At 56.0% G+C, this 18,297-nt stretch carries 23 protein-coding genes and 1 other RNA gene; 13 read left to right on the top strand and 11 right to left on the bottom strand.

The features are described 5' to 3' along the window. Window positions 1-54: 54 nt before the first annotated feature. Window positions 55-936, top strand: a complete 882-nt coding sequence (locus ABLN94_RS17700) for a fructose bisphosphate aldolase (RefSeq protein WP_352994834.1) — start codon at window positions 55-57, stop codon at window positions 934-936. 6 nt (window positions 937-942) lie between these two features. Here ABLN94_RS17700 and ABLN94_RS17705 read toward each other — a convergent pair whose 3' ends face one another. The 4 genes from ABLN94_RS17705 to fumC all read right to left on the bottom strand — a co-directional run bounded on the left by ABLN94_RS17705 (window position 943) and on the right by fumC (window position 3,392). Further along, complete coding sequence (locus ABLN94_RS17705) at window positions 943-1,545, bottom strand: DNA-3-methyladenine glycosylase I (RefSeq protein WP_352994837.1); 603 nt, start codon at window positions 1,543-1,545, stop codon at window positions 943-945. Between the two features lie 64 nt (window positions 1,546-1,609). Beyond that, window positions 1,610-1,825 carry a ribbon-helix-helix domain-containing protein gene (locus tag ABLN94_RS17710; protein ID WP_352994840.1) on the bottom strand — a complete coding sequence of 72 codons (216 nt, stop codon included), beginning with the start codon at window positions 1,823-1,825 and terminating at the stop codon, window positions 1,610-1,612. After that, complete coding sequence (locus tag ABLN94_RS17715) at window positions 1,822-1,998, bottom strand: DUF4169 family protein (protein ID WP_352994843.1); 177 nt, start codon at window positions 1,996-1,998, stop codon at window positions 1,822-1,824. Before ABLN94_RS17715 ends, ABLN94_RS17710 begins: the two co-directional genes overlap by 4 nt. Continuing rightward, window positions 1,998-3,392: a class II fumarate hydratase gene (gene fumC / locus ABLN94_RS17720; RefSeq protein WP_352994846.1), complete on the bottom strand. Its 1,395-nt coding sequence runs from the start codon at window positions 3,390-3,392 to the stop codon at window positions 1,998-2,000. The genes ABLN94_RS17715 and fumC overlap by 1 nt, the downstream gene beginning before the upstream one ends. Window positions 3,393-3,542: 150 nt before the next feature. Between fumC and ABLN94_RS17725 the strand changes: the two genes are divergently transcribed. After that, window positions 3,543-4,151 (top strand): hypothetical protein, encoded by a 609-nt coding sequence (locus tag ABLN94_RS17725; protein WP_352994849.1) that lies wholly within the window; start codon window positions 3,543-3,545, stop codon window positions 4,149-4,151. Between the two features lie 21 nt (window positions 4,152-4,172). On the opposite strand, the gene ABLN94_RS17730 is transcribed toward ABLN94_RS17725, so the two are convergent. The 7 genes from ABLN94_RS17730 to ABLN94_RS17760 all read right to left on the bottom strand — a co-directional run bounded on the left by ABLN94_RS17730 (window position 4,173) and on the right by ABLN94_RS17760 (window position 8,925). Continuing rightward, on the bottom strand, window positions 4,173-4,634 hold the full coding sequence (locus ABLN94_RS17730) for an SspB family protein (RefSeq protein WP_170487534.1): 462 nt from the start codon (window positions 4,632-4,634) through the stop codon (window positions 4,173-4,175). Between the two features lie 76 nt (window positions 4,635-4,710). Then, window positions 4,711-5,964: a chromate efflux transporter gene (gene chrA / locus ABLN94_RS17735; RefSeq protein WP_352994851.1), complete on the bottom strand. Its 1,254-nt coding sequence runs from the start codon at window positions 5,962-5,964 to the stop codon at window positions 4,711-4,713. After that, window positions 5,961-6,776 carry a sulfurtransferase/chromate resistance protein gene (locus tag ABLN94_RS17740; protein ID WP_352994854.1) on the bottom strand — a complete coding sequence of 272 codons (816 nt, stop codon included), beginning with the start codon at window positions 6,774-6,776 and terminating at the stop codon, window positions 5,961-5,963. The genes chrA and ABLN94_RS17740 overlap by 4 nt, the downstream gene beginning before the upstream one ends. A gap of 128 nt (window positions 6,777-6,904) precedes the next feature. Further along, complete coding sequence (locus tag ABLN94_RS17745) at window positions 6,905-7,336, bottom strand: ester cyclase (RefSeq protein WP_352994857.1); 432 nt, start codon at window positions 7,334-7,336, stop codon at window positions 6,905-6,907. 100 nt (window positions 7,337-7,436) lie between these two features. Continuing rightward, window positions 7,437-7,784: a transfer-messenger RNA gene (ssrA, locus tag ABLN94_RS17750) on the bottom strand. A gap of 36 nt (window positions 7,785-7,820) precedes the next feature. Next, entirely contained in the window at window positions 7,821-8,183 is a 363-nt protein-coding gene (locus ABLN94_RS17755; protein ID WP_352995075.1) for a DUF4345 family protein, read from the bottom strand. A gap of 10 nt (window positions 8,184-8,193) precedes the next feature. Beyond that, entirely contained in the window at window positions 8,194-8,925 is a 732-nt protein-coding gene (locus ABLN94_RS17760; protein ID WP_352994859.1) for a FadR/GntR family transcriptional regulator, read from the bottom strand. Between the two features lie 85 nt (window positions 8,926-9,010). Here ABLN94_RS17760 and ABLN94_RS17765 point away from each other — a divergent pair, with 85 nt between their 5' ends. From ABLN94_RS17765 to ABLN94_RS17815, 11 genes are all read left to right on the top strand, one after another. Then, entirely contained in the window at window positions 9,011-9,802 is a 792-nt protein-coding gene (locus ABLN94_RS17765; RefSeq protein ID WP_352994861.1) for a DUF2182 domain-containing protein, read from the top strand. Between the two features lie 4 nt (window positions 9,803-9,806). After that, window positions 9,807-10,511, top strand: coding sequence for a DUF1326 domain-containing protein (locus ABLN94_RS17770; RefSeq protein WP_352994864.1), 705 nt, complete (start codon window positions 9,807-9,809; stop codon window positions 10,509-10,511). Continuing rightward, window positions 10,508-11,017, top strand: coding sequence for a DinB family protein (locus tag ABLN94_RS17775; protein WP_352994865.1), 510 nt, complete (start codon window positions 10,508-10,510; stop codon window positions 11,015-11,017). Before ABLN94_RS17770 ends, ABLN94_RS17775 begins: the two co-directional genes overlap by 4 nt. Further along, window positions 11,018-12,121, top strand: a complete 1,104-nt coding sequence (locus ABLN94_RS17780) for a dimethylsulfoniopropionate demethylase (RefSeq protein ID WP_352994866.1) — start codon at window positions 11,018-11,020, stop codon at window positions 12,119-12,121. Window positions 12,122-12,224: 103 nt separating this feature from the next. Next, window positions 12,225-13,220 carry an acryloyl-CoA reductase gene (gene acuI, locus ABLN94_RS17785; RefSeq protein WP_352994869.1) on the top strand — a complete coding sequence of 332 codons (996 nt, stop codon included), beginning with the start codon at window positions 12,225-12,227 and terminating at the stop codon, window positions 13,218-13,220. A gap of 185 nt (window positions 13,221-13,405) precedes the next feature. After that, window positions 13,406-13,969 (top strand): ribosome recycling factor, encoded by a 564-nt coding sequence (frr, locus tag ABLN94_RS17790; protein ID WP_170487554.1) that lies wholly within the window; start codon window positions 13,406-13,408, stop codon window positions 13,967-13,969. Window positions 13,970-13,977: 8 nt separating this feature from the next. Then, the gene (locus tag ABLN94_RS17795; RefSeq protein ID WP_170487556.1) at window positions 13,978-14,709 is read left to right on the top strand and encodes an isoprenyl transferase; all 732 of its coding nucleotides are present in this window, start codon (window positions 13,978-13,980) and stop codon (window positions 14,707-14,709) included. After that, window positions 14,706-15,488, top strand: a complete 783-nt coding sequence (locus tag ABLN94_RS17800) for a phosphatidate cytidylyltransferase (RefSeq protein ID WP_352994872.1) — start codon at window positions 14,706-14,708, stop codon at window positions 15,486-15,488. Before ABLN94_RS17795 ends, ABLN94_RS17800 begins: the two co-directional genes overlap by 4 nt. Beyond that, a complete protein-coding gene (gene dxr / locus ABLN94_RS17805; RefSeq protein ID WP_352994875.1) occupies window positions 15,488-16,660 on the top strand; it encodes a 1-deoxy-D-xylulose-5-phosphate reductoisomerase in 1,173 nt (390 codons plus the stop codon). The genes ABLN94_RS17800 and dxr overlap by 1 nt, the downstream gene beginning before the upstream one ends. Window positions 16,661-16,664: 4 nt before the next feature. Next, window positions 16,665-18,017 carry an RIP metalloprotease RseP gene (gene rseP, locus ABLN94_RS17810; protein ID WP_170487562.1) on the top strand — a complete coding sequence of 451 codons (1,353 nt, stop codon included), beginning with the start codon at window positions 16,665-16,667 and terminating at the stop codon, window positions 18,015-18,017. Window positions 18,018-18,112: 95 nt separating this feature from the next. Next, window positions 18,113-18,241 carry a hypothetical protein gene (locus tag ABLN94_RS17815; RefSeq protein ID WP_352994877.1) on the top strand — a complete coding sequence of 43 codons (129 nt, stop codon included), beginning with the start codon at window positions 18,113-18,115 and terminating at the stop codon, window positions 18,239-18,241. Window positions 18,242-18,297: the final 56 nt, after the last annotated feature.

Here is an 18,297-nt window from a genome sequence, read left to right on the forward strand (position 1 = left end):
GCCTTGCTGTATGCGAATGCAAAACGCGGAATCATTGTTGAACGGGAAAGTCTTATGTCCAAAGCAGAACAGCGCGAGCAAATGTCCAACGGCGCGGGTTTCATAGCAGCCCTGGATCAAAGTGGCGGGTCGACCCCCAAAGCGCTGGCTCTCTACGGGGTTGAAGCCTCAGACTACAGCTCGGACGAAGAGATGTTCGGCGAGATTCAGAAGATGCGTGCGCGGATCATTCTTGCCGACGACTTCACCAAGGACAAAGTTATCGGCGCCATCCTTTTTGAACGTACCCTCGGCGAAGAGATCGAAGGTCGTAAAGTTGCAGACTATCTGTGGTCGCAGAAAGGCATCGTGCCTTTTCTGAAAATCGACAAAGGCTTGGAAGAGCAGGCCAATGGCGTTCAAATGATGAAACCGATCCCGGGCCTGGCTGAAACCCTGGCTAAGGCCGACGGCGTTTTTGGCACCAAAGAACGCTCGGTTATCCATGAGGCTAACGCCGAAGGCATCGCCGCCGTGGTTGCACAGCAGTTCGACGTCGCCCGCGAGGTTGTCGCAGCCGGTATGGTTCCGATTGTCGAGCCGGAAGTAAATATCAACTCCGCCACCAAGGCTGAGGCTGAAGATATTCTGAAAGCCGAAATCTTGAAAAACCTCGATCAGTTGGACGAGGGGCAGGACATCATGCTGAAGCTGACGATCCCCAGCAATCCGAACCTGTTCGACGATCTGGCCGACCACCCGCGCGTTGTACGTGTTGTGGCCCTGTCCGGCGGCTATTCGACCCAGCAAGCCTGTGATCTTCTGAACCAGAACGGCAAGATGATCGCCTCTTTCTCACGTGCGCTGACCGAAGGTCTGTCCAAGCAGCAGTCGGATGATGAATTCAACGCTGCTCTTGGAAGCAATATCGACAAAATCTTCCGCGCCTCGATCTAAGAGGCGCTACGCTGGCTTGATGAAATCGCGGCGCAATTGCGCCGCTTTTTCACGCTTGGAACAGCCAATGGCGTGATCGTTCACCAACCCCATGGCTTGCATGAAGGCAAACACCGTGGTCGGACCGACGAACTTCCAGCCGCGTTTCTTCAAATCCTTCGACATTGCGATGGACTCGGCCGAGGTCGATGCGGTTTGCGGTTCTGGCGGGTTGTCTGCTTCATATCGCCAGACATAGGCGGCCAGAGATCCTTCTGCGGCCACAAGCTCTTGTGCGCGGCGGGCGTTGTTGATGACTGCTTCGATCTTGCCACGATGACGAATGATGCCCGCGTCTTGCAGCAACCGTTCAACATCTGCTTCACCAAACGATGCTACAGCGTTGAAATCGAATTGTTTAAACGCTTTGCGAAAGTTTTCTCGCTTGGCCAATATGGTGCGCCAACTCAGCCCAGACTGAAAGCTTTCCAGGCACAGTTTTTCAAACAGGCGCTGATCATCGGCCACCGGGTAACCCCATTCATGGTCGTGATACTCAAAGAACTCGGGCGCGGATTGGCACCACGCGCAGCGGGGTTGGCCGTCTGGGCCGGGAACAGTTTGGCTCATTTATGTACCCTTTTTGTTCTCATTGAGCGTAGACGCAATGTCTGGGCGAACACAAGGTCATGTGTCAGGCGCGATACCAGTTCAATATGAAAACGCGAATGGCTGAAGCCAAACCAATCTGAGGATCGCGGGCAACGTCAATTTCAGAAGCCAAAGCGTTGATTGGTATATCTTTTTCCTTGGCAATGTCGCGGAAGGCCTGCCAAAATTCATCCTCAAGAGAAACCGATGTTCGATGCCCTTTGAGGGTCAGTGAACGTTTGACCGGGCGACCGCTCATTCATCCAACTCACGACTGTCCAGATTGCGGCGCTGTTTGTCCTGTTCAAACTTGCTCTCGATCTTCTCGATTTTGCTGCGCCCGAACTTTACAGCGTTCTGATCAGCGCGGGCCTTTTTCTCAGCCCGCGCTTTTTGTTTTCTGTACCGGTTCAGATTGACCGGCTTACCCATCAGCCTTTGGGGCCGATCATGTGTTCGGGGCGGACGACCGCATCGAAAGTCTCCTCGTCCACGAAACCCAGCGCGATAGCCTCTTCCTTGAGGGTAGTTCCGTTCTTGTGGGCCGTCTTGGCGACCGTTGTGGCGTTGTCATAACCGATGGTGGGGGCCAGAGCAGTCACCAGCATCAGCGATTCTTTCATCAGCTTGTCGATGCGCGGCTCATTTGCCTTGATGCCAACCAGCATACGTTCGGTAAAACTGTCGGTGGCGTCGCCCAATAGCTGGATGGATTGCAGCAGGTTGTAGGACATCATCGGGTTATAAACGTTCAACTGGAAGTGGCCCTGAGAGCCGGCGAATTTCATTGCTGCGTCGTTGCCCATTACGTGCGCTGCGACCTGGGTCAGCGCTTCGGCCTGTGTAGGATTCACCTTACCCGGCATGATCGACGAACCGGGTTCATTCTCGGGCAGGATCAACTCGCCCAGACCGGAACGCGGGCCGGAGCCAAGTAGGCGGATGTCGTTCGCGATCTTGTAGCAGGACCCCGCAATAGTTGCCAAAGCACCTGACAGGAAGACCATAGCGTCGTGTGCGGCCAGTGCTTCGAACTTGTTGGGCGCGGTGACGAAGGGCAGGCCGGTGATCTCGGCCATGTTCTTGGCCACGGCTTCGTCCCAGCCGTTATGCGTGTTCAGACCGGTGCCAACGGCGGTGCCGCCCTGTGCCAGTTCGTAGATACCGGGCATGCAGGCCTCGACCCGGGCAATGCCCTGACGGATTTGGTGCGCATAACCGCCGAATTCCTGTTCCAGCGTCAGCGGTGTTGCGTCCTGCGTGTGAGTCCGGCCAATCTTGATGATGCCCGCGAACTCTTTAGCCTTTGCTTCCAGTGCTGATGCGAATTTTTCAAGACCCGGCATCAGGACATCGCGCACGCTCATCGCGGTGGCAATGTGCATGGCCGTCGGGAATGTGTCGTTCGATGACTGACCCATGTTGCAGTGATCGTTCGGGTGCACAGGGTCTTTCGAGCCGATTACGCCACCCAGAATCTCAATCGCCCGGTTGGCGATAACCTCGTTCGAGTTCATGTTTGATTGAGTGCCCGAACCGGTCTGCCAGACGACCAAAGGGAAGTTGTCGTCGAATTTGCCTTCGACCACCTCACCAGCGGCTTGAATGACGGCATCCGCGATTTTCGCGTCCAGCTTGCCGATCGCCTTGTTTTCCATGGCGCAGGCTTTTTTGATCACGCCCAGCGCGCGGACGATGGCCACCGGCTGCTTTTCCCAGCCGATGGGGAAGTTCATGATCGAACGCTGTGTTTGGGCACCCCAATACTTGTCTGCGGGTACCTCCAGCGGGCCAAAGCTGTCGGATTCGGTGCGGGTTTGAGACATCTGTCACTCCGTCGTGTATACAGTTGCATGCCGTTTACCCGTTGCGGCGGCAGCGTGCAATCGGCCAGTTGCGCGCACCATAAACTTAAGCGTGCCAGAGGTATAGGCTGAAGGGCGGGCGAAATTTCTTGCGAAACACGTTGTGCGTGCGTGCGGCTGAGCTACAATAAACAGATCATTAATTTGGAGGCTCAGGTGGGTACAATGTTTCGGACTTATCACCTGAAAACTGTCGCTTTTTCATTGAGTGTATTATTTTGGGCCATCTTGGCCAGCCTTCCGGCTCATGCCGCAAATATCGAGCCATTTGTCGGCAGCTACGTAGGATCTGCGAATGTAGTTTATGATGACGGAACCGAAGCGCCGCGGGACATGAGCGTGTCAATTAAAAAGTTGAAGGACGGCTTCAACGTAAGTTGGACGACCACAACCCACAAAGCTGATGGTCGCATTAAAGAGCAAAAGTTCTCAATTGATTTCAAGGAATCCAACAGGCCTGACGTCTTTTCCGCCGCCATGAAGCGCAACGTTTTTGGGCATGAGGTCCCTCTGGACCCGATGCAGGGCGAACCGTTTGTCTGGGGGCGGATTGAAGGCGATACTCTGACGGTATTCTCGCTGTTTATTGGCGAGACCGGAGATTACGAATTGCAGCAATACGACCGCACACTTGCAGAGGGCGGCCTGGATCTGTCATTTTCTCGGTTCCGGAACGGTGTGAAGTCGCGATCGGTCGAGACATTCTTAGAAAAGCAGTGACGCCGACAGTTTCGAAGGGCTTTATTTTCGGAAACTATCCAACGAGACAACTTCAGCATCCTGCTGATCAGACTCTTCTTCCTCAACCTCTATCGAATCCTCGGCGACGGGTTCGAATTCTTCCTCATCTTCGGGGCTTTCAAAGCGCAGTCCAAACTCAACCGAAGGGTCAACGAAGGTTTTGATCGCGGAATAGGGGATGTAGAGCGGTTCTGGCGCATCGCCAAAGTTCAACGTAATCGCGAATCCGTCGTCCCCGACCTCAAGGTTTTCGAACCAGTGCTGCATGACGATTGTCATCTCTTCCGGGTATCGATCACGCAACCAGTCGGCCAGTTCGACCCCGTCCTGACGGGTATCGAATGTAATAAAGAAATGATGTGTGCCGGGCAGTCCGTTTTCGGAAACGCTGGTCAGAACGGTCTTGATGAGACCGCGCATCGCGGTGTGCATCAGGTTCCCATAATCGATGTCTTGCGACATATGTCATCCTCAAAAGTGGTCGGACTCAGCATAAGGTATTTCGACGGAAACGAAAGACCGGGTATGTGAGGATTGTCTAAAGAAAATGCATCCCTGTTCCAACCGCGGCCATTATGATCAGCGTTGTGGCCATTCCCAATTTAAACTTAAAAATCAATAACCCTGCCAGAAGTGTCAGCCCCAATGCCGTCGGATTCAGGCTGGTTGGAATGGGCCAGGGTATAGTCACCGGTCCCAAAGATTTTTCGGGGATTTCTCGAAAAAGAACGTTCAGGCTGAACCAAACGGACAAGTTGAGAATCACGCCGACCACGGCGGCGGTTATACCGTGTAGTGCGGCTGATAATTTGGGACGGGCGGCCAACTGATCCAGATAGGGGGCGGCGAGGAAGATCCAAAGAAAACAGGGAACGAAAGTGGCCCACAGGGCGACCGCTCCAGCGGCGAAGGCCAACGATGCGCCGCCACTGATCTGCCCGGTCAGCATTGCCACAAACTGGGTTACCAGAATCAGTGGTCCCGGTGTCGTTTCCGCCAATCCCAACGCGTCGATCATCTGGTCTGTGCTGACCCATTGATACTTGTCCACGACGGTCTGCGTCATGTAAGCCAGCACCGCATAAGCTCCACCAAATGTGACCACGGCCAAACGAGCAAAGAACCAGCCTAAATCGCTTAGCAGTTTTTGCCCCGTCACGGTAAGGAGCAGTAGTGGCCCCAACCATAATGTTAGCCACAAAGCAGCAGTGCGCATTGTTCCGGTGGCTTTAGGGGCGGTCTGGGTGCCCAAGGGCTTGGCGTCTCCTTCAAAGGTGACGTACCCCCAGATGGCGGCGGCCAGAATGATCAAGGGGAAGGGGAGGTTGAACGCGAAAATCGCTAAGAAACCCAGACCCGCGATGGCGCGATGGTGCGCGTCTGTCAGTGCTTTACGCGCTAGATTTCGAAGAGCTTGCAGGACGATGACAATTACTGTGGCTTTGACGCCCAGAAACCCGGCCTGCACCAATGGAAGGTTGCCGTATGCCGCGTAGAGGCCCACCAAAACCGCGATGACGCAGGCCCCGGGTAAAACGAAGAGGGCGCCCGCGATCAAACCGCCAGCGACGCCACGCAGGCGCCAGCCAGCATATGTGGCCAACTGCATCGCCTCGGGGCCAGGCAACAGCATGCACAGCGAAAGGGCCCTCAGATAGGTTTGTTCATCCAGCCAAGGGCGCCGTTCGACCAACTCCTGATGCATCAACGAGATTTGGGCAGCAGGCCCCCCGAATGAAAGCAAACCAATGCGACCAAATACTTGGACGAGTTCAGAAAGTGATGGGTTCATGCCTTGCGATCCGTCGGCCAATCGTGACGTTCGTCTTTTCCGTCCCGGGCCCAGCGGTACAGCGCATCGTATAGATGCAGACCCGCCGCAAGGTTCTGATGATCGTCCCGATATTGACGCGATAGGCCAACAGAGACCGCAAGCAAACCGGCAGCTTCTGGTGCAAGGTCGTGGCGGTTGGTATCGGCAGCTCGAATAACAGTCGCGAGACGGTCCAACGCGGGGGCACGCAGCTGGAACTCGTCCAGCATGGTATCAAAGGTGCAGCGGTCCTGTCGGTGGGACCAGAAGGTATCCTCGATATCGAATGGAGTGGCATCAAACACTTCGGCCGCAGACAGGACCTCGGACGGAGCTACGAACAGAAACTGCGCGTCAGGATCAACGAACCGAAGGATCAGCCAAGGGCAGGCGATCCGGTCAATCTTGGGCCGGTGACGCGTGACCCATACAGAAGGGGCGTCGCTTTGTTTTGGCACTGCTTTGGCTGGAACGCGTGGCGAGTCCGGAAGATCCCGCCAAGCAAACATGCCGCCTTCGAGGTATTCAGCTTCGCACCCTTTGCTGCGCAGCAACGAGACAAGCCCTTGGCTGAGTTTTTTCCCTTTTTGACAAATGATGACGACCGCGAGGTTCCCAATCCGCTCAACTATGCCCTCGATATCCTTGGCATAGTGGCGGACAGAACCGGGGATCAGGTAGGGGTCGGCGTCAAAATCCGAGTCTATACGTATATCGACCAACACCGGAGCCTGAGGCGTTCCGATCAGGCGCATCAGTTGTTTTGCAGTGATTGAATTGGGCGCAGGCATAGCATGTCTCCTGATCTGAGCGGATACATGCGAAACTTGGGCTGACGCCTCACGGGGCGTTCGCAATCTTACCCCATGATCTTTGCATACGTGCAAGCTCCAAACGGGTCAAGATTGCGATTTAGGCTTCAGGCCCAATCGAGCCGCTGACCCGTCATGCAGACGGGCAGAGTGTCCTGAGGAAACTGCCCGAGTTGCTCGAATAACGAGATGAAATCGAACTGGTTGTAGGCTTCGACCATGCGGCCATCCTTAATGCGGGCAATAACGCTGCCGGTGGCTTTCAGCGGTGCCCCGTTGTCGGCCCGTGTCGTGCTGACATGCAGAATGGCGGAAACCCAGTCACCGTCTTCGATAATCTTCGGAATCTCAACTTTGATATCGCCTAAAACATGTCGAAACGCTGTAACCAAATCGCGGAAATCATCCGCACCGACCTGCATTTCCGGGATCAGCCCTTCGGCCATAGTGTCAGCGGCAAAATACTGATCGATTGCATCAAGATTCCCGTTTTCCCATACTTCGGAATACCATCCTCTCACGATATCTGCATGTGACATCCAGGTTCTCCTTTTCCTGTCGGTGTCAGCATGAGGCGAAAGGGTGAACAAACTCTGAACGTGAACAAGATCAGAGTTAAACCTCAGACATGAAAAGAGAAATGCAGGTTTCTGTTGCCAGGTACCTGCGAACCCCGCCTTACGCGGCTAGGCGTAAGGACTTAAGTTTCGGTCTTGTTACTGCTTACGCAGCAACTGCAACCGGAGCACGATTGTCGTTTGCAATTGTACTAGTTTCGCCGATAACGGTGGCAGACAGCCGAGACAAAGCTAACCCCTTTAGACGTTCGTCGATCCTATTTCGGCCCCATAATCCCCAAACGAAGGATTGTTGGTGGAGCCGCCGGGTACCGCCCCCGGGTCCGATCCGCTTATTACGAGCGCGTTTATGTCCATAGTCCCGAAGGACGTATCCTATATAGGTGAGTAGACGCGCGGATGCAAACCGGGATTCAGCAATTCCCGTTCATTATAAAACAATTGCTTACGCGACTCTGTTGATGTTGGCCAGGATAAGCCACACAGCCAGAGCTAGCTCGATTCCACCAAACGTCACCGCTTTAACCACCGGTGGGTTGTCCAGAACGACCGAGACGAACCGACCAAGAGCAGCGCCGGCATAGACAACACCCAGCATGGCGTAGGCCATAGGGTTGTTGAGCCATAACACCGCAATACCGGTGACGACGAACAGGCCACCTACCGATGCACGCATCTCGCTGAGCCCCATGTTGCTATCGGTCGGCGCCAGGTCCAGTGAGGCGGCAGTGAATGCCGGGGCCAGAAACCCGAAAAGGCCAAAGCCAATAGTCAGAAGTGCAGCGATTACATTCAGTGCGGTTATCATCATTCCCTCATTATGCGGGTTTGCGGTGCTGCTGCGCTACGTCTTGCGCCAGCTTACGCGTGTACTTTTCAAGCTCAACCAGCGCTACGTCCACTTTGTGCGCGTCGTGAGCTTCCAGCGCGTCGGCAATCTGGCTATGCAGGGCGATGATCTCTTCACGCGACCGCGCTGAGAAGGTGATCATGTTCATCAAGGGCTGCATGGCCTCGACGGCCCCGGCCAATTGGTAGGACAAAACCGGGTTGCCCGCACCATCGACCAGAGCACGGTGAAACGAGACGTCAGAGGCGCAGAAGGCTTCATCCGTCAGGCCAGGTTGCGCCTGCCGAAAAATCTCGGCCCGCATAGTTGCCAGTTGATCGGCGGTCCGGCGTTGTGCCGACAGGGGGGCGCAGGCGCGTTCCAGAGCAAACCGGGCCTCGCAGGCTGTATCGAAACTGACTGCATTCATCGACAGTAGCAGGGTCGAAGTCGTGACCTGCTGTGAATATGCGTCCTCAAAGCTGATCCTATTGACAAAAGCACCGCCGCTGGCGCCGCGTTGAGTGCGGATCAACGATTGTGCGGCGAGGCGCTTCAATGCTTCACGCACTGTCGGGCGGGACACTTGAAACTGGTCGGAAAGTTCTGCCTCTGACGGCAAACGCTCATCCACGATCAGTTCGCCCGAGATGATTGCGTCTCGAATGGCCTGCGCGATCTGTGCGGACAAATCGACAGTTTTTTGGGGTTTGATTTTCATATTCCGGGGTCGCCTGAGAAATTTTATTTGTCTGACATTTAAAAGTCTGACATTTGAAAAGCAAGGACTGAGTCGGGAGGGACAGGTGAGTCGCGCAGTTCTACGCAGCGGATTGTGGCTGGGGTTCTATGTCCTGATCCTGTGGGCGTGGTGGATGATGTTCACCATGAGCCGCGACATGGATCTGGATTGGATCGGCCGACCAGGCCCGATGGGTCAGGCGATGGCGGCCATGGACCCTCGCATGGACATGTATATGCCCATGGCCGAGTTTGGCCCGCTGTTCTGGATGTGGGCGATCATGATGGCGGCGATGATGTTGCCGACTCTGGTGCCGACCCTGCGCAGTTATGACGACCTGATCCGCAGTGCCAATGGTACACGCGCGGGCTGGCTGGGTGTTCTGGCTGGTTATTTCATCGTCTGGGTCGGGTTTGCATCTCTGATCACAGGTGTACAGCTGGGCCTGCTATTCGGCGGTGTCGTCGATATGCTGGGTATCGCCAAATCTGGCCTGTTTGCAGGAGGCCTGATGATCGCGGTCGGTGCGTTTCAGTTCACCCGCGCAAAAGAGGTCTGCCACGGCGTCTGCCATGCACCAATGACATATTTTCTGGGCCACTGGAAAACTGGATTCACAGGCGGTCTACGAATGGGACTGGGCCTGGGTGCCTTCTGCGTGGGCTGCTGTTGGGGCTTCATGGCGCTTGGCTTTGTCGGTGGGGTCATGAGCCTGCTTTGGATGGGGCTGGCGACGCTGTTCATGGTTTTGGAAAAACTACCTCAGATTGGTCACGCGGTGACGCGACCGATGGGGTTTGCACTTATTGCAGGGGGTCTGATCCTGTTGATCTATCCCTTTACTTTCGGAGGATAAGTATATGGCTAAGAATAGAAAACCTGAGGCTGACAGACTGCCGATCAGCCAGCGCATCGACAGCCGTATGCCCAATCCGAAACGACGCGAGATGAGCCCGACAGACTGGGCTATCAAAGGAGAGCTGATCCTCAATTGCTCGTGCGATGTATTCTGCCCGTGTGTCGTATCGCTGGGAGCGCATCCTCCGACCGAGGGACATTGCCACGCATGGATGGGTGTGATCATCGATGAAGGCCATTACGAGGGCGAGGATCTGTCGGGTCTGAACGTGGGTCTTCTGGTCGATATTCCCGGCCGTATGGGTGAGGGCCAATGGAAAGTTGCCGCGTATGTAGATGAACGCGCCAGCGGCAAGGCCTATAACGGATTGCTGCAAATCTTCAGCGGACAGGCAGGCGGCACCACCGGTCTTTTCACCATGCTGGTGAGTGAGATCATCGGGGCCGAGCGCGCTCCGGTACAGATCGAACGCGACGGGAATAAGCGCCGCATCGTCATCGGCCGCAAGATTCAGGGTGAGATCGAGATGCTGGCCGGTAAGGATGCGGATCATCCGGTGATGGTCACGAACTCGAAATACTGGATGGGGCCGGACATCATCGTCGCACGTGGAACCAAGTCCAAGGTGCGCGACTATGGTCGTGTGTGGGATTTCGGCGGTAAATCTGCTGAGATTTGCCCAATTGATTGGCATGGTCCGAAATGATGATCACAGGAGCCTACGCGCAGGAGATGGCGCGGTATAACCGGTGGCAAAACACCCAGTTATCCGGCTTTCTGCAAGCATTGACGCCTGAAGACCTGACCAAAGAACGTGGCGCGTTTTTCGGCTCGATCATGGGTACGGCGAACCATCTATTGTGGGGCAACTGGATCTGGATCTCGCGCTTTGACAAGGGTGAAGGTCCGGGAGGCGGTATTCCTGAGAGCGTTTCTCTGTGTTCAGATCTGGCCGCATGGCTGCCTCTGTGTGAAAAGGTCGACGCCCGCATTTCAAAATGGGCGAGTTCGCTTGGCGATGCACCTATGGCCGGGGAATTCACGTGGTTCTCGGCAGCGAAAGAAGCTGATGTTACATTGCCTTACGCGCAATGCGTGATCCATATGTTCAACCACCAGACCCACCATCGGGGGCAATTGCACCAGATGTTGACTGAATCCGGATCGGCTGCGCCTGTCAGCGATCTGGTGTTTATGCCTAAGGAGGTTTGAATGCCACAGATTTCCTTGTCTCGCCGGTTGCGGCGCACTCCTTTCTCGGACGGCGTAGAAGCGGCTGGAGTAAAAGGATATACGGTCTATAACCGTATGTTATTGCCCACGGTTTTTGAAAGCCCAGAAGCGGATTACCGGCACCTAAAGACCCATGTACAGGTCTGGGACGTGTCCTGTGAACGGCAGGTCGAACTGCGCGGCCCGGATGCCGCAAAGTTGATGCAGATGCTGACACCGCGCGATCTGCGGGGAATGCTGCCAGGGCAGTGTTACTACGTGCCCATTGTCGATGAGACCGGCGGAATGCTGAATGATCCTGTTGCGGTGAAACTCTCGGATGATCGCTGGTGGATTTCTATTGCAGACAGTGACTTGCTGCTGTGGGTGAAGGGCATCGCCAGCGGGTATCGGCTGGATGTGCTGGTGGATGAACCGGACGTATCGCCTCTGGCCGTACAGGGGCCTAAGGCGGATGAACTGATGGCGCGGGTCTTTGGGGATCGTGTGCGGGACATCCGGTTCTTCAAATTCGATATGTTCGAGTTTGAGGGCCGCGATCTGGCAGTGGCCCGGTCGGGCTATTCCAAACAGGGCGGGTTCGAGATCTACGTCGAAGGGTCCGAGATTGGCATGCCGCTTTGGAATGCTCTGTTCAAGGCGGGCGAGGATCTGCAGGTGCGCGCGGGGTGCCCGAACCTGATTGAGCGGATCGAAGGCGGGTTGCTGTCCTATGGCAACGACATGACCGACGACAACACGCCGCATGAATGTGGTTTGGGAAAGTTTTGCAATACTCATACCGCCATCGGGTGCATCGGACGGGACGCTTTGTTGCGTGTGGCCAAAGAAGGGCCGGTCCAGCAAATTCGACCGCTCGCAATAGAAGGTACGCCCGTGCCATCTTGTGACAGGCCCTGGTCGGTATTTGCCGGGGGCAAACGGGTGGGGCAGGTGACCTCGGCAGCGTGGTCTCCGGATTTTGAAACCAACGTATCTGTCGGCATGATGCGGCTGAGCCATTGGGACGCGGGCACGGAGGTTGAGGTTGAAACGCCCGACGGAATGCGGAGCGCAACTGTACAGGAGCGTTTCTGGATTTGAGGGTGGAAGGGGGCTCTGCCCCCGTCGCTGTGCGACTCCCCCGGGATATTTTTTAGCCAGGTGAAGAACGGGGCCTGGGATAAGGGAAGCGAAAGGAAATCAGATGTTCAACGCCTTGGTCATGGAAAAGGACGAATCGAGCGGGTTGGCGAACCCCTCGATCAAGCAACTGTCGGTGGATGATCTGCCCAATGGCGAAGTGACTGTGGCGGTCGAATACTCCACGGTCAATTACAAGGACGGATTGTGCATGTCTCCGAAGGGCGGCGGACTGGTGCGCAACTACCCGCACGTGCCGGGGGTCGATTATGCGGGGACGGTCGAGGCGTCTTCGGATGATCGCTACAAGCCCGGTGACAAGGTGGTGCTAACCGGCTGGCGCGTGGGAGAGGCGCATTGGGGTGGATATTCTCAAAAGGCGAATGCCTTGGCCGATTGGTTGGTGCCTTTGCCTGACGGCTTGGACGCACGGCAGGCGATGGCTGTAGGGACCGCGGGGTTCACCGCCATGCTGGCGGTCATGGCCTTGGAAGATCAAGGGATGAAGAAGGACCATGGGCCGATTCTGGTGACCGGAGCTGCTGGCGGTGTTGGTTCTGTAGCTACAGCAATTCTGGCCAATCTGGGCTATGAGGTGGCGGCAGTGACCGGGAGGCCCGAAGCCGGAGACTATTTGAAATCTTTGGGCGCCAGCACGATCGTTCCTCGGGAAGAGTTGAACGAGACGTCCAAGCGCCCGCTGGAAAGCGAGACATGGGCAGGATGTGTGGATGCGGTCGGCGGGGAGATGTTGGCGCGTGTGCTGGGGCAGATGAAATATGGTGCCTCGGTCGCTGCAGTCGGTCTTGCGGGCGGGGCGGCCTTACCAGCATCCGTCATTCCGTTCCTGCTGCGCGGGGTCAACCTGCTGGGCATCGACAGCGTGATGCAACCCTACGACAATCGTGTACGGGCGTGGCAGCGCGTCGCCACAGACTTGCCGATGGACAAGCTGGAAGCGATGGTCCAACCGGCAACCCTAAGCGACTTGCCACAATTGGGCGCCGATATTCTTGGTGGAAAGGTCAAAGGACGCGTTGTCGTTGATGTAAACGCCTGATCAAAAAGACATAGAACAGGCCGGCCGGATTATTCAGCAACCGGTCTGTTCGTTTTGGAAACTTCGCGAAAATGCCGCAAACACCTCTGGCCATTGGCGCATTTCCGCATCATCATTGCTATACATCCCAATTGCGATGGCTTATGAGCCATCCCAACAGCACCTGAAGACGGGGAGTGAGCAGAATGTCTGACGATTTCGAACTGGATACCGATGATCTGAAACGGCGCATGGAAGGCGCCATGTCCAACCTCAGAACTGAATTCGCCTCGCTTCGGACTGGGCGGGCATCAGCCTCGATGCTGGAGCCGGTTATGGTAGATGCGTATGGATCAATGACCCCAATCAATCAGGTGGGAACGGTCAACGTGCCGGAGCCGCGCATGGTTACCGTCAATGTCTGGGACAAGGGTCTGGTCGGCAAAGTCGAGAAAGCCATTCGTGAAAGTGGTCTGGGTATTAACCCGCAGCTGAACGGCACCATCATCATGCTGCCGATCCCGGAATTGAATGAAGAGCGTCGCCGTGAACTGGGCAAGGTCGCTGGGCAATACGCCGAACACGCTCGCGTCTCGATCCGCAACGTGCGTCGCGACGGAATGGATCAGATCAAAAAGGCCAAGGCTGACGGTATGTCCGAAGACGACCAGAAATTCTGGGAAGCCGAGGTTCAGGATCTGACCGACGAGATGATCAAATCCGTTGATGCCGCGCTTGAGACCAAGCAGGCCGAGATCATGCAGGTCTGATCCGGATCATGCTAAACGCCCCCGATACTGCGCCCGCGCAAGGGCCGCGCCATGTCGCAATTATCATGGACGGAAACGGACGCTGGGCGCAGGCGCGTGGTCGGCCGAGGCTGTTCGGACATCATGCCGGAGCGCGGCGTGTGCGCGAAGTGGTTGAGGCCTGCCCGGGGCTCGGGGTCAAATACCTCACAGTTTTCGCTTTCTCCACCGAGAACTGGAAGCGCACGCAAGCTGAGGTGGCAGGGCTGATGAGCCTGTTCCGACGCTATATCGTCAAGGAAACCCGAACCCTGAAGGAAAACGGGATACGGGTGCGCTTTATTGGCGACCGTGTGCGACTGGATTCCAAGCTGACAGCACTTATGGATACGCTGGAAGAGGAAACTAAGGACAACGATCTCGTCCACCTGACAGTCGCCCTAAACTATGGTGGTCGGGACGAGGTTGCCCGTGCCACTAAGCGTCTGGCACGAGATGTGGCCGAAGGTCGTCTGCGCGCCGAAGATGTAGATGAGGAAACCCTTCCCAAGTATTTGGACACGCACGTTCTTCCTGATCCTGATCTCGTCATCCGTACCAGTGGTGAGGCGCGGATCTCGAACTTCCTTCTTTGGCAGTCGGCTTATGCTGAGTACGAATTCATCGACACGCTTTGGCCGGATTTCACAGCAGCCGAGTTGGAAAGGCTGTGTCACAGCTATGGGTCTCGTGATCGCCGTTTCGGAGCCGTTCCGGCATGAGCGACAGCAGATGGTCTGACCTGACCGCTCGGGTATTGTCTGCGGCAGTCTTGGTCATAATCGGTTCGGTCGAGGTTTGGCTGGGTGGGTTGTGGTTCGAATCCTTCATCGCAATTGCGTGTGGTTTGATGACCTGGGAATTGGTGCGGATGATCGACCCGGATAGGTCTGGCGTGGCAATGCAGTTGGGTATTTTGACAGCGGTTGTGGTGGTGCTCAGTTATCATTTGCCTCCGCTCTACAAGCTACCGATCCTGCTGGCTCCGGCCTTGGTTGGGGCAGGGCAGGTTAGCCGGTCCAAGACGATTTTTGCGCTTTTTGCCATCTGGATCGCTGCGTCCGGTTTGGGATTTATCTCGATCCGCGAGAATATGGGCTTTGGATGGATGGTGTGGCTGATCTCAGTGGTGGTTGCGACGGATGTGGCCGGATATTTCGTTGGCAAAACTTTTGGCGGCCCTAAGTTCTGGCCCAGGGTGAGCCCCAAGAAAACATGGTCCGGAACCGCTGGCGGTTGGGCCGCGGCTGCTGCCGTAGGGGCAGTGTTCGCGCTTCATGCAGGCTTTGGTTTGATGTTCGTAGTAGTCTCGGTTCTGGCGTCGATGGCCAGTCAGGCCGGAGACATCGTCGAAAGCGCTACCAAGCGGAAGTTCGGGGTCAAGGACAGTTCGAACCTGATACCCGGACATGGTGGGTTTCTGGACCGGTTTGATGGAATGATGGGAGCAGCCTTATTCGTACTGATCGCGGGGCTGATCTACGCCCCCGGAGGCATGTAATGCGCAAAGTTTCAGTGTTTGGTGCGACCGGTTCGGTTGGGCAGAACACCATTGATCTGATTGATCGAAACCCGTCGGCCTATGATGTGGTGGCACTGACCGGTGGTGCGAATATCGAAAAACTGGCAGAAGATGCGCGCCGCTTAAAGGCGGATGTTGCGGTGACCGCACATGAGGATCGGCTGGATGACCTGCGCGCTGCACTGACAGGCAGTGATGTCGAGGCGGCCGCCGGCCAATCCGCGCTGACCGAAGCTGGTGCACGATCGGCAGATTGGGTTATGTCTGCGATTGTTGGAGCTGCCGGATTGCCGCCTGGACTTGAGGCGCTGAAGCAGGGCGCCACATTGGCCTTAGCCAATAAAGAAACGCTGGTGTGTGCTGGCCAATTGGTGTTGGAAACGGCGCACACGCATAATGCGCGACTTCTGCCGGTGGACAGCGAGCATTCCGCCGTGTTTCAGGCGCTGGCAGGCGAAGATATGGATGCCGTTGAGCGGATCATTATCACCGCTAGCGGTGGTGCATTCCGCGACTGGCCGTTGCGCGATTTAGCCAATGCCACGGTCGAACAGGCCTCCAGCCATCCGAACTGGAACATGGGGCAGAGGATCACCATCGACAGCGCATCTATGTTCAACAAGGCGTTAGAGCTTATTGAAACCAAAGAATTCTTTGGCGTTACGCCAGATCAGATCGAGGTCATCGTACATCCCGAATCCATTGTGCATTCAATGGTTGGGTTCAAGGACGGCGCGGTGATGGCACACATGGGTGCGCCCGACATGCGTCATGCAATCGGCTACGCATTGAACTGGCCGGACCGGCGAGAGTTGCCGATTGCACGACTGGACCTTGCCAAACTGGGGCAACTGCGCTTTCACGAGCCCGACGAAGCACGTTATCCGGCCCTGCGGCTGGCACGCAATGTGATGGAGCGGGGCGGCCTGTCCGGCGCCGTGTTCAACGCCGCCAAAGAGCGCGCACTGGACCTGTTCATCGCGCGTCAGGTCGGCTTTCTCGAAATGGCCGAGATTGTCGAAAGCGTTTTGAACAGATTTGAGGCCTCAGACGGCCTTCTTGATGCCCCGTTTAACCTTGATAACGTGCTTAGAACAGACCATTTGGCACGTAAGTGGGCCGACGAGGCCATGATGAAGACAGCAGGATAGACCCTTGGACGTACTCTCTCTGATCCCTCAATTCGGTAATCTGTTGTACACGATCGTCGCCTTTGTGATCGCGCTGTCCGTTATCGTAGCGGTTCATGAGTACGGTCATTACATCGTCGGGCGCTGGTCGGGTATCCACGCCGAGGTGTTTTCTATTGGGTTCGGCCCGGTGCTGTGGAGCCGCGTGGACAAGCGGGGAACCAAATGGCAGGTCGCTGCCTTGCCATTCGGTGGATACGTCAAGTTTCTGGGTGATGCGAATGCCGCGTCTGGCAAAGACGAAGGTGCGATGCAGGAAATCACAGAACAGAGCCCGGAAGAACTGCGCCGAACCATGCACGGAGCGCCGCTTTGGGCGCGGTCCGCTACCGTTGCCGCCGGTCCGGTATTCAACTTTGTAATGTCAATCTTGGTTTTTGGCCTGATTTTCATGTCCCAAGGCGTTACGCGAGAGCCTCTGACTGTGGGTGAACTTCGGGGACTGCCCGGTACGGTTCAAGGGCTGCAAGATGGAGACGAGATTGTTGCGATTGCGGGCCAAGAGGTTCCCGATTTCGACGAACAGGGAGCGTGGACGGGTTTCACCGATGCTCTGCCGGTTGAACCGCAACTGGACTACACCGTAATCCGAGACGGGCAAGAGATGGATGTGACCGGTCCTTGGCTCTTTCCAGCGTTGATCCAACAGGTCGTGCCGCGCAGCGCGGCTATGGATATCGATCTAAAGGCTGGCGACGTTATTACAGCTGTGAATGGTGATCCGATATTTGCCTTCGAGCAACTCAAAGAACATGTCGAGGACTCTGACGGTAAAGTTCTTTTGCTGGATGTGTGGCGTGACGGTGCCGAGTTGGAGTTTGCTTTGGCGCCTCGCCGCACGGATGAGCCGAAGCCTGAAGGAGGCTTCGTAACTCACTGGCGCATTGGGATTGTTGGCGGAATGGCGCTTGAGCCTGCAACCGAGCCGGCGGGCGTGCTGGCGTCCTTGTCAGGGGGGGTACGGCAGACAATCCGTATTATTGATGGCTCGCTTTCGGGTATCTGGCACATGATTACGGGGGCGATCAGCACCTGCAATATGTCTGGACCCATTGGTATTGCCGAAACGTCTGGCGCTATGGCCAGCCAAGGGGCGCAAAGCTTTATCTTTTTCATTGCGGTTCTGTCGACTGCAGTCGGTCTTTTGAACCTATTCCCAATTCCAGCGCTGGATGGAGGGCATCTGGTTTTCTACGCCTACGAAGCAGTCGCGGGCAAACCTCCGAGCGATGGAGTCCTGCGGGTTCTTATGGGTGTGGGTATATCCTTGATTCTCGGGCTTATGATCTTTTCCGTGACCAACGATCTGTTCTGCTGATTGTGGCCTTGCGCTCACGAAAATGCCGTATTTGCGCCGTAGTTCTCGCCTATTCTTTTTGCCGAAATTAACTGGTATCGGTGTCAGAGGCTGAGATGTCAAAAGTTCTGCGTAGTTCTGCCAAAGGTTTTGGTTGCCTGTTCGTTTTGAACTGGGACATGCTACTTTTCTTTGGCGCTACCGGTATTGCGGTTGCCGGATGGCACTATCTGATCACCATGTGATTCTTAATATACTGACATCAGGTAGGAACACGGCGGCCCTTGTGGCCGTTTTCTGT

The organism is Ruegeria sp. SCP11, from assembly GCF_040329455.1.
GTDB classification, from domain to species: domain Bacteria; phylum Pseudomonadota; class Alphaproteobacteria; order Rhodobacterales; family Rhodobacteraceae; genus Ruegeria; species Ruegeria atlantica_E.

What these genes read in the sequence shown, in the direction of transcription:
- ABLN94_RS17700 (WP_352994834.1), top strand. Translation starts at nt 55, where the DNA reads ATGTCCAAAGCAGAACAGCGCGAGCAAATGTCCAACGGCGCGGGTTTC.
- ABLN94_RS17705 (WP_352994837.1), bottom strand. Translation starts at nt 1,545, where the DNA reads ATGAGCCAAACTGTTCCCGGCCCAGACGGCCAACCCCGCTGCGCGTGG.
- ABLN94_RS17710 (WP_352994840.1), bottom strand. Translation starts at nt 1,825, where the DNA reads ATGAGCGGTCGCCCGGTCAAACGTTCACTGACCCTCAAAGGGCATCGA.
- ABLN94_RS17715 (WP_352994843.1), bottom strand. Translation starts at nt 1,998, where the DNA reads ATGGGTAAGCCGGTCAATCTGAACCGGTACAGAAAACAAAAAGCGCGG.
- fumC (WP_352994846.1), bottom strand. Translation starts at nt 3,392, where the DNA reads ATGTCTCAAACCCGCACCGAATCCGACAGCTTTGGCCCGCTGGAGGTA.
- ABLN94_RS17730 (WP_170487534.1), bottom strand. Translation starts at nt 4,634, where the DNA reads ATGTCGCAAGACATCGATTATGGGAACCTGATGCACACCGCGATGCGC.
- chrA (WP_352994851.1), bottom strand. Translation starts at nt 5,964, where the DNA reads ATGAACCCATCACTTTCTGAACTCGTCCAAGTATTTGGTCGCATTGGT.
- ABLN94_RS17740 (WP_352994854.1), bottom strand. Translation starts at nt 6,776, where the DNA reads ATGCCTGCGCCCAATTCAATCACTGCAAAACAACTGATGCGCCTGATC.
- ABLN94_RS17745 (WP_352994857.1), bottom strand. Translation starts at nt 7,336, where the DNA reads ATGTCACATGCAGATATCGTGAGAGGATGGTATTCCGAAGTATGGGAA.
- ABLN94_RS17755 (WP_352995075.1), bottom strand. Translation starts at nt 8,183, where the DNA reads ATGATAACCGCACTGAATGTAATCGCTGCACTTCTGACTATTGGCTTT.
- ABLN94_RS17760 (WP_352994859.1), bottom strand. Translation starts at nt 8,925, where the DNA reads ATGAAAATCAAACCCCAAAAAACTGTCGATTTGTCCGCACAGATCGCG.
- ABLN94_RS17770 (WP_352994864.1), top strand. Translation starts at nt 9,807, where the DNA reads ATGGCTAAGAATAGAAAACCTGAGGCTGACAGACTGCCGATCAGCCAG.
- ABLN94_RS17775 (WP_352994865.1), top strand. Translation starts at nt 10,508, where the DNA reads ATGATGATCACAGGAGCCTACGCGCAGGAGATGGCGCGGTATAACCGG.
- ABLN94_RS17780 (WP_352994866.1), top strand. Translation starts at nt 11,018, where the DNA reads ATGCCACAGATTTCCTTGTCTCGCCGGTTGCGGCGCACTCCTTTCTCG.
- acuI (WP_352994869.1), top strand. Translation starts at nt 12,225, where the DNA reads ATGTTCAACGCCTTGGTCATGGAAAAGGACGAATCGAGCGGGTTGGCG.
- frr (WP_170487554.1), top strand. Translation starts at nt 13,406, where the DNA reads ATGTCTGACGATTTCGAACTGGATACCGATGATCTGAAACGGCGCATG.
- ABLN94_RS17795 (WP_170487556.1), top strand. Translation starts at nt 13,978, where the DNA reads ATGCTAAACGCCCCCGATACTGCGCCCGCGCAAGGGCCGCGCCATGTC.
- ABLN94_RS17800 (WP_352994872.1), top strand. Translation starts at nt 14,706, where the DNA reads ATGAGCGACAGCAGATGGTCTGACCTGACCGCTCGGGTATTGTCTGCG.
- dxr (WP_352994875.1), top strand. Translation starts at nt 15,488, where the DNA reads ATGCGCAAAGTTTCAGTGTTTGGTGCGACCGGTTCGGTTGGGCAGAAC.
- ABLN94_RS17815 (WP_352994877.1), top strand. Translation starts at nt 18,113, where the DNA reads ATGTCAAAAGTTCTGCGTAGTTCTGCCAAAGGTTTTGGTTGCCTGTTC.